The sequence below is a fragment of the Desulfovibrio sp. genome (assembly GCF_041907885.1).
Classification (GTDB): Bacteria; Desulfobacterota; Desulfovibrionia; order Desulfovibrionales; family Desulfovibrionaceae; genus Desulfovibrio.
This window is the reverse complement of the sequence record NZ_JAYRGM010000033.1, coordinates 1-14127: the sequence shown is the minus strand read 5'-3', so window position 1 is coordinate 14127 and position 14127 is coordinate 1. Positions and strand designations below refer to the sequence as shown.

Here is a 14127-nt window from a genome sequence, read left to right as displayed (position 1 = left end):
CGTGAAGGGCTTCAATCTTGCCATAGCCGGCGTAGAGATTTTCAACTTCCAGTAGCATCACACGTTCTCGTCGCCCAAGTAGGCCTTGATGACATCGGGGTTGGACTGAATTTCCTGCGGCGTACCCTTGGCAATGGTTTTGCCGAATTCAACAACGGTAATGTGCTGGCACAGCGACATGACCACCTTCATCTGGTGTTCGATCATCCAGATGGCGATTTTGAATTCGTCAAAAATCCAGCGGATATGCTTGATGAGCCCGTCCACATCCGAAGAGTTCAGACCGGCGGCGGGTTCGTCGAGCAGCAGCAGCTTGGGGTCGGTGGAAAGGGCGCGGGCCAGTTCCACACGGCGCTGCAAGCCGTAGGGCAGGTTTTTGGGAAATTCGTTGGCCACATCGGCCAGCTCCATAATTTCAAGAATCTTCGAGGCCTTTTGACGAACGCGCTTTTCTTCGCGGCTGTAGCGCTCGTTGTTGAGCCATGCGTCCAGCAGCCCGTAGCCCAGCCGGTGGTATTGCGACACACAGATGTTGTCGAGCACCGTCATGTCGTTCCACAGGCGGATGTTCTGAAAGGTGCGGGCCATGCCCATGGCTGTGACCTGATGCGGCTCAAGGCGTGCATCGTAGGCCTGGCCATTAAAAATGATCTGCCCTTCAGAGGCGTGGTAAAAGCCCGAAGCCAGATTGAATACCGTGGTTTTGCCCGCGCCGTTGGGGCCAATAAGGCCCACAAGGGAGTGGTCTTCCACGGCGATGGAAAAATCCGTTAACGCAATCAGCCCGCCGAAGCGTTGCGTGACTTCTTTCATTTCAAGCAGTGCCAAGGTCAGCCCCCACTCGTTCTGGTTGTATCTGTATCACTGGCGTTTCAGCACTCGCCGCTCTGGGCCGCCGTGCCGGGCATTTGTTTACGTGCCTGGCAAGGGGTGTTTGTTTGCCCTTGCCGAAAACAGGCCCCAGCGGATGTAATCCGCCATGAGGCAGCTGTTTCAACGCCTCATGCTCTAGTCTTGCTTGCCGAAGCTGACCAGCCGTTTCAGTTTGGGGAACACATCGCCCAGTTCCCGGTTGCCCAGCAGGCCTTCAGGCCTGAACTGCATGAGCAGAATAAGAATCAGCGGGATGATGACCCACTTCCATTCCTGGCTGATATTGAACGAATCGGGCACAAAGGGCAGCATGTGCGCCACATCGCTCATGGCCGGAAGGGCAAAACGCAAGAGCTCGATAAGCAGGGTAAACATCACTGCCGCCAGCACAGAGCCAGAGAGCGAGCCCATGCCGCCCAGGTACACCATGACCATGGCTTCGGTAGACTTCATGATGCCAAAGCTGTTGGCATAGATAGAGCTGAACATGTGGGCGTACAGCGCGCCCGCCACACCGGCAATGCCAGCAGAAACCATAAAGGCCACAAGCTTTACCCGCTTGGTGTTGACGCTCATGATTTCTGCGGCAACCTCGTTCTGGCAGACGGCGGGAATACCCTTGCCCAGGGTGCTGTTGACCAGACGGTGCAGCATCATGGTTGTGATCATCACGCCCAGCAGCATCCAGATCATCATCCATGGTATTTCGGCCACGCTTTCCATGGCGCGCACCACACTGCGCATGCCCGTGAGGCCGCGCGGGCCGCCCACAAAATCAATATTGATGATGAGCGAGATGATGATGTAGTTGGCCGCAATGGTGATGATGGCCAGGTAGTCGTCGCGTGTTTTGAACGAGGGCAGGGCCACAAGCAGGCCAAAAATGGAGGCCACGCCACCCGCTGCCGCAAGCACCAGGGGAAAGAGCAGAGGGGCCAGCTCGGGCGGCAGCAGGGGAGCGCCCATCATCTTGTTTTTGGTAAACAGAATGATGGAAATAAGCCCGCCCACATAGGCTCCCACGCACATGAAGCCCGCGTGACCACATGAAAATTCGCCCATGTAGCCGTTTACGAGGTTCAGGCTGGTGGCAAATATGATGTTGAGGCCCATGAACTTGATGACCGAGAGCCAGTAGCCGTCAATCCATGAAAAGTATTCGGCAAAAACAAGCACCAGACCGCCAAGCAGAAACAGAAGGCAATCGAGTTTTTTCTGCGTGATGACACGTTTGATGGCATAGCCGAAGCAGAGCACGCCCAGTATGGCAAGAACCGTTTGAACAAAAAGAGGCAGCATCAGACACTCCGGCTAGATTTTGGTCGTTTGCGGCATGCCGAAAATGCCCGTGGGCCGCACCCACAGGATGAGCAGCAAAATTGTAAAGGAAAACAAGTCCATGTAGGTGGATGGCAAAAAGGCCACCACCATAATTTCTACAAAGGCCAGCAAAAAGCCGCCCACAAATGCACCGCGTATGTCGCCAATGCCGCCCACAACAGCGGCGATAAAGGCCTTCCAGCCAATCATGGCCCCCATGTAGGGCTCAAGGTTGGGGTAGCACATGGCAAAGAGCATGCCGCCAAGCCCGGCAATGCCCGATCCCAGCACAAAGGTGACAACAATAACGCTGTCGAGCGGAATACCCATGAGCGGCAGGGCAAATCGGTCCCACGAAACGGCCCGCATGGCCATGCCCACCTTGGTGCGCGTAACAATGGTCTGCAAGAACACAAAAACCAGCACCGCCGCCACAATAACCCAAACCTTGAGATTGGTGATTACCAGCGGGCCAATGGAGTACACGGTTTTGTCGATGAGCTCTGGCAACTTGCGTTTGGTTGCGCCAAGCAGAGCGAGGTTGCCGTTTTCAAGAATAAGACCGCACATGAGGGCTGTGATAACCACATACAGCCTGTGTGCGCCCTTGCGCCGCAAGGGGCGGTAGGCAATGCGCTCAAGTGTCACGCCCACAAGGGCTGTAAGCCCCATGGTGAGCACAATGGTCAGCCACAGCGCCATCGGCTGCGAAAGGCCAAGCCCGTCAGATGAAACCAGGTAGGTGGCAACAAAAAACGAAATGTAGGCCCCAACCATAAAAATATCGCCGTGGGCGAAGTTGATGAGGCGCAGTACCCCGTAAACCAGGGTGTAGCCCAGCGCAATGAGCGCGTAAAAGCTGCCCCATTGCAAGGCGTTGAGGGTCTGTTGCAGCAAAAAGTCCATAGGGCTACCCAAAAGCTGGCGGTTACAGGGTGCGTAGGCTGTTTTAGTCGGTAGATTTTCCACACTTTGGGTGGAAAATGCATGGAATCTTTTGTTGGCCGCGAGCCTGGGGGCTCAAGCGTTGCCGAAATTTTTGTTTAAAAACAAGCATGTTATCTTGTTTATGGCGCAGACATCCTTGCGTGGTCTTGGGCAAGCAAGTCAGTACCACTCATGCTTATATTACAAAATTGTGAAAAAAACCATTCCTGATTGGCAGGCGAGCCTTGATTGACCGCACAAGACCATGCCGGGCGGCACAACCCGTTTGCCAGAAAAAGGAATATCTGTGCCGCCGCGCGGCCCCTGTGGGGTTGGCCGCGCGGCAGTGCCAATAACTCTATTTGGGGCAGACAGATTCCACAAAGGCGAAAGTGCCGGTTTCCGTCACGCGCACGATAACGGCGCACTTGATGGGATCGCGGTTTTCGTCAAACTTCATGCTGCCGGTGATGCCGTCAAATTTTTCCATGCCAGCCATGTTGTCGCGGATGATCTTGCGTTCTTTCTTGAGGTCGGGGTCGATCTTGCCGTTCTTCTGGATGGCCATAAGCACGATATTGATGGAGTCCCAGGTAAGAGCGGCAACGTCGTCCGGCACATAGCCGTACTTGGCCTTGTACTTGTCGATGAATTCCTTGGTTTTGCCGGTAGCGCCTTCGGCCGTGTAGTGGGTGGAGAAGAACTGGTCTACGCAGTCTTTGCCACACAGGTTGAAGAGTTCGGCAGAACCCCAGGCGTCAGAACCCATGAAGGGGCCCTTGTAGCCCAGATCGCGGGCCTGGGGCACAATAAGAGCCGCAAAGCTGTAGTTTTCGGGCACGAAGATAAAGTCGGGCTTGGCGGCAATGATCTTGGTCAGCTGGGCTGAGAAGTCCTGATCTTTGGGGCCGTGCGATTCCATGGCCACCACAGAACCCTTGCCGTGGGTCTTTTCAAAGGCTTCCTTGAAGTTGTCGGCCAGACCCTTGGAATAGTCGTTGGACACTTCAAACAGAACAGCGGCCTTTTTGGCGCTGAATTTTTTGGTGGTAAAGTCTACGGCCACAGGAGCCTGGAAAGGATCAAGGAAGGCACCACGGAACACCCAGGGGCGGTCCTTGGTGGCGTCGGGGTTGGTGGACCAGGGGGTAATCATGGGAACCTGTTCGTCATTGGCAACAGCGCCAGCGGGCACGGCCTGACGCGAAGACTGCGGGCCGACAATGGCCATGACCTTGTCGCGTTCAATGAGCTTCAGGGTGACGTTAACGGCCGATTCGGGTTTGGATTCATTGTCTTCATAAATGAATTCAAGCGGGTACATTTTGTCACCCACTTTCAGCCCGCCCTTGGCGTTGATCTCTTCCTTCAGCATTTCAGCCGCGTACTTGGAACCTTCGCCCACCTTGGGAATTTCGCCGGTAAGGGGGATGGGGAACCCGATCTTGATCGGAGCTTCTGCGGCCATGGCCGCTTGCCCCACAAAGAGAGACAGGGCGCAGACTGACGCTACTTTCAGCAAATTCATGAAGGCCTCCCAAGTTTTATGTGCAGTTACAGGGGTGTACCAAATTACGGTAAGTCAGAATTAAGCAAAAAGTATTCCTTTTTGCTAACATCCTGAAAAAACGAATTATTTAATTATTTTGAGCCTGATAAAATTACGTTTCGGTAACTTTTGTCAGTGCAAAAAGTACAACGTAGTGAAAATGCAAAATGATTATCAGAGCATGAACTTTGTCGCATATGTGGTATCGTAAGTCAAATATGATACCATTGGCAAAGGCGGTACGAGTAGGCCAGTGCGATCAATCTCTGTAACATGATGAATTTATATATTTTATTGTTGTGGAGCGAGATCGCTACATGTATGTGGCAATTCTGACCATGCTGTTGCTGCGCAGTCAGTAATGTTCAATTGGGGTGAAGCTGAAGTTTAACAGTTTGATTTTTATGTAAAAAATATGTTTTGTATCAAAAGATACATTTTTGTTGTTTTGTGGTGGCAGATTCCTGCTGTCTGCACGTAAAGGAGCCCAAAAAATTGAAAATGCGGCGTCAGACAGTGATTTTTTGTTTTCTACAAAAAAGTAATCTTTGAACAGAATGAGAGCAAAGGCTGGTACTGGAAAAAAATACGCTGAGGGGAAAAAGTCCGGCAGGGCAGCATGACAGCCTGTCGTATAAAAAACATGCAGTATATAAGCACGATTCTGCGCCAAGCGCCACACAAAAACGTGCAATTGTTCCGGCAGACGGGCAAAGCCGGTAGCGGCAACTGATCCCGGCAGGCAGGCCCTAGCTGCCAGCTGCAAGCCCGTCGCTGCGCGGGTCTGTGGCACCAAAAAGCACGCCGGTTTCATGGTCGCACAAAATAGCCCCGGCATGCCCCATAAGATCGCTAAAATCCTTGATGCACTCAACATCGTGCCCGCGTTGTTGCAGTCCGGCTGCCACCTGCGGGGCAAAGCGTCCCTCTATGCGCAGATTGTTGACAGGCAGCCCCCAGCTGCGGCCATACAGCCAGCGCGGAGCTGCCACGGCATCGTGCGGGCTCAGGCCAAAATCCACCACGCGGGTCACTATGGCCGCCTGGGTTTGCGGCTGGCCTTCTCCACCCATGGTTCCGTACACAAGCCAGGGCTTGCCGTTTTTGCGCAGCATGGGCGGATTGAGCGTGTGCATGGTGCGTTTGCGTGGTTCAAGGGTATTGACATGGGCTGGATCAAGCGAAAAAAAACTGCCACGGTTTTGCAGTAATACGCCTGTGTCGCCCGCCACAATGCCCGCGCCAAAATCGTGAAAGATGCTCTGGATGGCAGAAACCGCATTGCCCTGAGCGTCCACAACGCCAAACCAGCACGTGTCGCCCTTGGGTTCCAGCAGGCTGGCAGGCTCAAGAGCCCGGCCCATGTGGATGCGCTGCGCCAGCTCGCGTCCGTGCTCTGGCGAGAGCATGTGCTCCAGCGGAATGTGCGCAAAATCGGGGTCGGTGACATATGCGTCGCGCTCTGCAAAGGCCAGTTTGGTGGCCTCCACAAGTGCGTGGACATAGTCGGCGCTGCCCTCGCCAAGGCTTGCCACGTCAAGGTGCTCAAGAATGTTGAGTATGGAAAGTGAGGCCACACCCTGGGTGTTGGGCGGCAGGTTGCAGGCTTCAAGCCCCCGGTAGCGCACGCGCAGGGGTTCGACAGTTTCGGCCTGGTGCGCTGCAAAATCTCTGGCGGTCAGCAGCCCACCCTGTTTTTGCAGCCAGCGTGTGATGCTCTGGGCCAGATCACCTTCGTAAAAAGTACGCGGCCCTTCCTTGGCAATGAGGCTCAGGGTTGCAGCCAGTTCGGGCAGGCGCATGCGCTCGCCTGTGCGCGCTGGTGTGCCCGTGGGCACAAATGTGCGGGCAAAGCCCGGCTGGTTCTGCAACTGGCGGTAGCCCTGCGGGTCTGCCTTGCAGTCCTCGTGCAGCCAGTAGGCCAGCGATGGAGTCACGGCAAAGCCTTCTGCCCCAAGGGCAATGGCATCTTGCAGCAGGTCTGCCAGCGAAAGCGGGCTGCCCCACGCACGGCTGAGCGCTTGGGCGGCATCCCAGCCCGAAACAACGCCCGGCACGGTGCAGGCGGCCAGCGGCCCCCGCAGGGGGATGGTCGAAAGCCCCCTTTGCGCAAAAAAATCACGCGTCACCTTTTCGCCCGACCGGCCACTGGCATTGATGCCGTGCAGCCTGCCTGTGGCGGCCTCGTGCGCCAGCCAGAAATTGTCGCCCCCAATGCTGCACATCTGCGGGTACACCACGGCCAGCACTGCCGCCACGGCAATGGCCGCATCAAGGGCCGTGCCGCCCTTGCGCAGCATGTCTACCCCCGCCTGGGTGGCAAGATAGTGGGGCGAGGTCACCATGCCGCGTGTGGTCATGGGGTCAAGGCGTTGCGATTCTGTTTGCGAGTAGGGGCTGGGCGTGAAGTGCATGGCATCCTCTGCTGAAGAAAAATCGTGATGTGGCAGTAGATTAGCGGGAGGGGGAAAGCGCGTCAAACGCCGCAATTTACGGCGCAGTGTGTGCCCGCGTTTTTGCGGAATCATGAAGCAATTTTCGCCGGATCTGCCCGCCCCTGGGCCCGTTGAGTGACGAAAAAAAAAGGAGTAAGCAGACACAGCGCCCGCACAGGGCCGACGATAGAGCATGCTGCCGCGCTAGCGCGGTGCAAAGGACAACATATGGTTACAACACTGATACTGTTTGCCGTGGGGCTTGCGGGAAGTTTTGTCTTTGACCGCTTTGATCTGCCCGGCGGAGCCATGACAGGCGCCATGATTGCCGTGGTCATTTATAAAAGCTGCGGCTCCATTACCGCGCCAGACATGGCGCACTGGGTGCGGTTTCTGGTGTACGGCTGCGTGGGCGTTATCGTGGGCAATATGTACAATCCCGGCATGCTTGATGCCGTGCGCGAAACATGGCCCATGATGCTGCTCTCTACCTGCATCATTCTGTTGGCAGGCCTGTTGTGTACATGGATAGCCGTGCGCTGGGGCGGGCTTACTGTGGGAGGGGCCTATCTGGCAACCAGTCCTGGCGGTTTTAATGCCGTGGTGGCACTTTCTGGCGGCACAGGTGCAGAAGCTCCCATGGTCATGGTGTACCATCTGGTGCGCATCTATGCCATTGTGCTGCTCTCGCCTCTTATAGGCAAGTTGCTGACATCACTTGTCAAGTGATCTTAATGCGCCACGTCCCCGCTTTGCAGTGCCCCTGCCAAAATCTGGCCGTGGCTTTTTTTAGCGGCTCAGCAGCAGAATGATGCCCCCAAGGGCCGGCAGCAGAACCATGCAGCTTTTGAGCAAGAGCTGCGGGGCCATGCGGGTGAATTTGGCCCCCACATACGCGCCAATGACCTGACCGGCCAGAACCTGTACAAACAGGGTGGGGTCGAGATGCCCGGCCGCCAGAAAGCCCAGACTGCCCAGCACGGCAATGGGCATGATGACCAGCATGGTTGTTCCCACGGTCTGGTAGAGCGGCACGTTAAAAATAATCAGCAGCGTCAGCTGGATAAAGGGCGTAGCCCCCACGCCGCAGGCCCCGGAGACAAGTCCGTTGAACATCCCCACAACGCTGGTGAGCAGCCAGAAGCGCAAGCCGCCGGTATTGTTGCACCGAATGTTGAAAACCGGGTGCTTGGGGTGGAAAACGCGCAGATAGATGAGCAGGGCCGAAAACATGAGCACCACGCCCGTGAGGGGCTTGAGGGTGTCAGAGGCGAGGGTGGAAGAGATGTGCGCGCCCCAGAATGCTCCCACCGCCCCAAAAGCGCCCATGAGCAGGCCAAGGCGGCGGTTTACGTTGCCCTCGCGGAAATGGCTGATGGAGCCGGAAAGCGAGGTAAAGGCCATGGCTGCCAGCGAAGTTCCCAGGGCCACATGCATGGGGATGTTGAATCCCACGCTGAGCATGGTGATCATGACCCCTGCGCCGCCAGCCCCCACAAAGCCCAGCAGTACTCCCAACAAAAGCATGGCGGCAAAAATAAGCATAAAATCACCTGTGGTACGTGGCCGCTGCACGCGGCATAAGTGTGGCGTTGTGAGCAGACCGTTTGTCCTGGCCTGCATGTGCGCACGCTAGCGCCACAGGTGACAGTGTGCAAGCCGTTTTTGCCGTTACAGGCAATGCGGGGCTACCCGTCCGGCAGTGCGCGGCCCCTTGGGCACGGAGCATGGCAAGCAGGAATGGCAGAGCGCTATATGCTGAACGGGCAGTTGCGGGCTGACGAAGGAGTCAATCCGTCACTGCAGGACGAGATGGTTGAGGTGGCCTCAGGCTGGCCGCCTAGCGCTGCCGCGTGAGGTGGTACACGCGCGGAACCATGTACATGAGGCTGAGCTGCCCCCGCGTGGGTTCGTAGCGCGTTGCAACCACCACAGAGCCAAGGTTCCACAGGCGGGCATCGTCGCCCTCGCCAGCAGAAGCGGGGCCGAAACGGTCAGTGACCATCTTGAGGATAAGCGCCTCGATACTGTTGTCGGGAGCGGCATAGTCAAGCTCCAGAAAACCCAGGGGGGCCGGGTCGCCGGGGCCATAGCAGATGGCCATTTGGCGCGCACCGGGGGCAACCTTGGCCGCATCGTAGAGGTCGCAGATGTAGGCGTTGTCCTCGCGGGTAACGGTAGCGCCGTATTGCTTCAGTGCCGCGCGCATGGAATTTCTGTCCGTGTTGTCCAGGCGCTGGCCAAACAGCACGGCTTCGGGCCGCGCGGGTTCGGCGCGGGCCATGTCTTCCAGATCCTTCATGGCGTTTGGCTCGCCGTTCATGGCGGCCGCATAGAGCAGCAGCACGGCGCGTGCGGGGTTTTTGGTAACACCCTGCCCCAGGCGGTAAAAATGTCCAAGCCGGAACAGGGCTTCTGTCTGCTGCTGCGCGGCGGCGCGGCTGTACCAGGCGGCAGCCGCCTTGAAATCCTGCGATACCCCCCTGCCAAGCTCGTAGAGCATGCCCAGGTTATACTGGGCCTCTGGCTGGCCCTGACGGGCCGCAAGGTCAAACCAGCGGGCGGCCTCGGCGGGATTGGCCTCGATGCCGCGCCCCTGTTCGAGCATACGCCCGTAGTTGCTCATGCCAGAGGGATGCCCTGTCTTGGCCGATTCTGCAAACCAGTGCAGGGCCCGGCCCATGTCAGGCTCCACTCCCTGGCCCAGGTCGTAGAGCACACCAAGATTGTTCATGGCCTGGCCGTCGCCAGCCTCGGCATGTTTGCGCCAGATGCTTTCTGCCGTGGCATAGTCGCCCCTGGCATAGGCCATGGCGGCTTCTTCCGCCTGGGTGGGCGGCGCGGTTTTTTGCTGTATGGGCGCGGTAACCCGTACCTGGGGCACGTCATCCGCAGGCGCGGGTTTTTCCTGCGGTTCTTCTTCCTTTTGGCCCTTGCGTGATTTCTTGTCCTTGCGGCTTTTGGAACTCTTGTCCTTTACCGGGGCCTCTGGCTTTTTGGGGGCTTGCGCCGCAGGAGCCGCAGGCTGCGCAGGCTGGCCCACAGCGGTGGGAGCGGCAGGAGAAGCCGTGCCCTGAACCGGCGGACTTTGCGGCTGCTGTGCCTGAGCTGGCGCGGGCACTGAGGGAGCGGTCAGGGGGCTGACCTGGGGCACGCCTGGGCTGGCTGGCGCCGGGGCAGAAGGATTATGAACCGAGGGTGTCTGCACTGTTGGCGTTTGCACGCCAGGCGCAAGCGTCGGCGACGTGAAGCCGGGGTTGGGCTGCCCGCCCAGTGTTGGTGCTGTGGGGGCAGGGCTGGCAGGCGCGCCTGTGCCTTGCACAAATACAGAGTCTGCCGCCGCAAGCGCCAGGCCATGATGCATGGGCAAGGGCAGAGAAAGGGCCAGGCCAAGGCCGCACACAAGTGCCATCTTGCAGGCTGAAACAAGATGGGCGCGGCTGCACGCCGCGCCCCATCGAAGAAACATGCTGGTGTTCCTTACGGTTTACGTTTGGGGCAATTAAAGTTCATAAAGTCCACTTCGGGGCGGCTTGTCAACCTCTCGTCGGGTACAAGCGCATACCCGCGCCAGTCGCGCAGGGTGGCATTTATTCTATCCATATTCACATAACCCAGCAAGGCGGGCCAGCGGTCGGCCATGTCGCGCAGCATGCGGGCGTAGGTCACCTCGCCACCGTGGAAACCGTCAAAGAATTCGCAGTCGCCAGAGGCAAAGGTGCGCGGGTCGGTAAAGTCCATAACATCAATGCCGCGCGCCAGCAGGGCCTCACGCAGGCGGAAGAGATGCTGGTAGTCGCCCTCGCGCTCGCGCATGGCTTCAAGCACGCGCACCGAAAGGGGCGAAATGAATACAAAGGTGGCAATGCCACGGGCCTTGAGGCGGCAGTAGATTTCGGCAAAGGCATCGAGATGCGCAGAGCTTATGCCGCCCGGGTCGCGGCTGTCGGCCAGGGGCTTGGCGTGGAAGAAAGCCTTGGTTCCGTAGCGCACCTGTTTGAGGGTGTCCTCGAACTGGTAGTCAAAGGGGCGCTTTTGGCCGGTGCTTTCGCCGGTGTAGTACCACGAGCCGTCCGAGCCAAAGCCGTCGTCAAACTGCTGGGCCATGGTGCCAAAGCGGTTGTCGCGGAATCCGCCCATGGACTGGGGCAGCAGGGGGGCGATAAAGTTCTTGGCCGAAATTTTTCCTTCAAGCAGCCATGTCCACGGTTTTTTGAGACTGTCAAAGCCGTAGTTGTACGAGCCGCTGGTGGGGGGCTCTTCCTTGAAGGGGTCGGCGTTCCACTGCGGCATGAACCACCAGAAATCAAGGCCGATGATCATGGCCTCTGGTTTGTGGATTTGCAGCATGGCATCAATGGTCGAGCGCAGCACGGGCAGATTGCCCGCCGTGCCGCCCACGTTCAGAAACGGTTTGCGAAAGTAGGCCCCGCGAAACTGCATGACACGCGACGAGCCCACGGCGGCAATTTCAGGTTTTACCTTGGTGTAGAGCTGAAGTTTGTAGTCCACAAAATCCTGCGACACACCAGAGCCGAACAGGGCAAAATTGCCCTTGGACTGTGTGGCCACGGCTCTTTCCACGGCCACGTCGCCGCTGCTGCGCAGCCACCACGCGGTGTAGGGAACAGCCAGCAGGCATCCTGCCAGGACAAGGCCCAGCAGCACGAGAAAATAACGCTTCAAAAAGGCGGTTTCTGTGATGTTGTTCATGGCGTTCACGCGTGGTTAAAATTGGAAGTACAGGAAGGTCGCCTTGCGCGAAACCAGAATCAGGGTCAGGAAGGCCATGACAGCCAGCCCGGTGGCCCAGGCGGCGGTGGGCCGCCAGCCGAGGCGGGGGTGCGAGCCGTCGCGTCTGCCGTGCAGCACCTCGTGGCTGTTGGGCAGGGCCCAAACCACAAAGAAGCTCACCAGCAGAAGGGCAAAGGGAATCCAGCCCTGAATGTAGTTGTTGGGCAGCCAGCGGGCCACCATGGCGGCAAAGCCGGCAAGCCCGTCGGTTGTTGCGCTCAGGCCCGCAGCTTCACGCGTAAACGGCCCGGCAAACATGGCTTTGTACATGCGGCCCGCGCCTTCGATGGTCAGCGCGCGGAACACAACCCAGCACAGGTTGATGCAGAAAAACGTAAACAGTATGGAGCAGAGCCGCAGCGGCGCAAGGGCCAGAATGCGCTCAAGCGTCTTGCCCTTGATGCAGGCGCGGAAAAAGTGGTTGATGCTCAGCATCGAACCGTGCAGTGCGCCCCATACAATAAAGGTCCAGCCAGCGCCGTGCCACGCACCGCCGATAAGCATGGTCAGAAACAGGTTGCGGTACTGCATGAACCGGCCCTGGCGGTTGCCGCCAAGGGGAATATACAGAAAGTCGCGCAGCCACGAACTGAGCGTGATGTGCCAGCGACGCCAAAAATCCACAATGCCGGTGGATTTGTAGGGCGAGTCGAAGTTTTCGGGCAGCTTGAGGCCCAGCATGAGGGCAAGGCCCACGGCCATGTCGGTATAGCCCGAAAAGTCAAAATACAGCTGGAAGGTATAGCACAACGAACCAAGCCATGCCTCGCCGCCGCTGAGCGGAAAGGCCTTTTCGGCGGCGTTAAAGACCGAATCGGCGTACAGGGCTATGCTGTCTGCCAGCAGAACCTTTTTGACCATGCCGATGGTAAAGAGCGTAAAGCCCTTGGCCAGGTTTTCTGCCGTGATGGGTGAAAGCGCATCAAACTGCTGGCCCATCTGCTCGTAGCGCACGATGGGGCCAGAAATCACATACGGAAAACAGGCAGAAAACAGCGCGTGCCGGGTGAAACCCTGGGGCGTGACCTGCCCACGGTACACGCTCACAAGCCATGCGATCTGAATAAAGGTATAGAACGAAATACCAAGGGGCAGCCCCGGCGAGGTAAAGTGCCACTGAACATGCAGCAGGGCGGCAAGGTTCTGGGCCAGAAAGGCCGAGTACTTGAACCACAGCAGGGGCAGCAGGTTGAGCACAAGGGCCACACCAAGCAGGCTCTTGCGGCTCAGGCGAAAACGGCAGCCGCCCTGTTTGCGCGAACCGCACATGCAGGCACTCTCGGTTTTGGCTTGAGCCTCGGCCTCTCCCTCAGACCCCGCCTCGGTGGTGGCGGCGGGCTGCGCCTGTTCCGGCTCTGGTGCGGCCAGCGCAAGGGCAAAGGCATAGTTCATGCCCAGTATGACTGCCAGCATGATAAGAAATGGCAGGCCCCAAAGGCCATAAAATACGGTAGAGAATGCCAGCAGCACCAGCGCAAGCCCCGTGGGGCCGTAGCCCTGGGCCAGTCGCCAGCTCACCAGCAGCAAGGGAAGAAAAGCAAAAAGGAAGGAATACGAATTAAAAAGCATGCGCGACTCCCGTTGGGCGGCGTGGACATGCCCGCCGCTCGGCGTCAGCCAGTATTCTGCCGCGTGGTGCGGCGTGGGGTGTTCTGCGGCCCATGGCAGCAAAGAATGCCGGATGCCTTGCCTGTCGCATAGTATACAGCCCCCCAACCGCAGGAACGGGGCTGTCATTCAGCCGGTGGCGCACTGGCCGCTACATGCTGGCCGCCGCTATGTGCTGGCCTTGGGCGTGAGGGTGCGAACCGCTGAAAAGGCAAAGAAAAAGCGCGCACGACAAGAAACGCGTCCCACGCGCCCCAACCGGCATGCCGAAGCTGCCGAGGCTCCGCAGTGTGCCTAGGGGTTCAGCTCTGCGCGCAGTTTGCGCGAAAGCCGGAACACCATTACCTTGCGCGGCGGCAGGGTGATGGTTTCATCAGTCTTGGGATTGCGGCCCTTGCGGGAGGCCTTGTCGTAACACTCAAACTTGCCGAACCCGCTGATAAGCAGGGCGCGGTCCTTTTTGATGGCGACCTTCATGATCTCCAGCAGTTTTTCTACTACGTTCTTGACATCTACGCGGTTCTTGTCCGTTTCTTCGTAGATGGCCTCCACGATGTCCGCTTTGGTCAGTGTTTTTTTCATAGTGCTCTCCGGCGCAGTGCGCTGGTATGGCTAAATGGA

12 protein-coding genes are annotated in these 14127 nt (G+C 58.0%); 1 reads left to right on the top strand and 11 read right to left on the bottom strand.

The genetic code is table 11. The features are described from left to right. Positions 1-57: 57 nt before the first annotated feature. The 6 genes from ACE3NW_RS11700 to ggt form a co-directional block, all read right to left on the bottom strand. Complete coding sequence (locus tag ACE3NW_RS11700; protein WP_374283603.1) at positions 58-828, bottom strand: ABC transporter ATP-binding protein; 771 nt, start codon at positions 826-828, stop codon at positions 58-60. Between the two features lie 180 nt (positions 829-1008). Then, entirely contained in the window at positions 1009-2172 is a 1164-nt protein-coding gene (locus tag ACE3NW_RS11695) for a branched-chain amino acid ABC transporter permease (protein WP_374283601.1), read from the bottom strand. A gap of 12 nt (positions 2173-2184) precedes the next feature. After that, positions 2185-3099, bottom strand: a complete 915-nt coding sequence (locus ACE3NW_RS11690; RefSeq protein WP_374283598.1) for a branched-chain amino acid ABC transporter permease — start codon at positions 3097-3099, stop codon at positions 2185-2187. Between the two features lie 379 nt (positions 3100-3478). After that, positions 3479-4648 (bottom strand): ABC transporter substrate-binding protein, encoded by a 1170-nt coding sequence (locus ACE3NW_RS11685; RefSeq protein ID WP_374283596.1) that lies wholly within the window; start codon positions 4646-4648, stop codon positions 3479-3481. Between the two features lie 376 nt (positions 4649-5024). Next, positions 5025-5462, bottom strand: a complete 438-nt coding sequence (locus ACE3NW_RS11680) for a hypothetical protein (protein WP_374283594.1) — start codon at positions 5460-5462, stop codon at positions 5025-5027. Then, on the bottom strand, positions 5419-7083 hold the full coding sequence (ggt, locus tag ACE3NW_RS11675; RefSeq protein WP_374283592.1) for a gamma-glutamyltransferase: 1665 nt from the start codon (positions 7081-7083) through the stop codon (positions 5419-5421). The genes ACE3NW_RS11680 and ggt overlap by 44 nt, the downstream gene beginning before the upstream one ends. 156 nt (positions 7084-7239) lie before the next feature. On the opposite strand from ggt, the gene ACE3NW_RS11670 reads away from it, so the two are divergent. Further along, a complete protein-coding gene (locus ACE3NW_RS11670) occupies positions 7240-7833 on the top strand; it encodes an AbrB family transcriptional regulator (RefSeq protein WP_374283590.1) in 594 nt (197 codons plus the stop codon). Positions 7834-7893: 60 nt separating this feature from the next. Here ACE3NW_RS11670 and ACE3NW_RS11665 read toward each other — a convergent pair whose 3' ends face one another. From ACE3NW_RS11665 to ACE3NW_RS11645, 5 genes are all read right to left on the bottom strand, one after another. Next, positions 7894-8649, bottom strand: a complete 756-nt coding sequence (locus tag ACE3NW_RS11665; RefSeq protein WP_374283588.1) for a sulfite exporter TauE/SafE family protein — start codon at positions 8647-8649, stop codon at positions 7894-7896. Between the two features lie 295 nt (positions 8650-8944). Then, on the bottom strand, positions 8945-10573 hold the full coding sequence (locus tag ACE3NW_RS11660; protein ID WP_374283586.1) for a sel1 repeat family protein: 1629 nt from the start codon (positions 10571-10573) through the stop codon (positions 8945-8947). A gap of 11 nt (positions 10574-10584) precedes the next feature. Beyond that, positions 10585-11817, bottom strand: coding sequence for a hypothetical protein (locus ACE3NW_RS11655; RefSeq protein WP_374283584.1), 1233 nt, complete (start codon positions 11815-11817; stop codon positions 10585-10587). Between the two features lie 15 nt (positions 11818-11832). Further along, a complete protein-coding gene (locus ACE3NW_RS11650; protein WP_374283582.1) occupies positions 11833-13467 on the bottom strand; it encodes an MBOAT family protein in 1635 nt (544 codons plus the stop codon). Between the two features lie 333 nt (positions 13468-13800). Then, complete coding sequence (locus ACE3NW_RS11645) at positions 13801-14088, bottom strand: integration host factor subunit alpha (RefSeq protein WP_022657574.1); 288 nt, start codon at positions 14086-14088, stop codon at positions 13801-13803. Positions 14089-14127 lie beyond the last annotated feature (39 nt).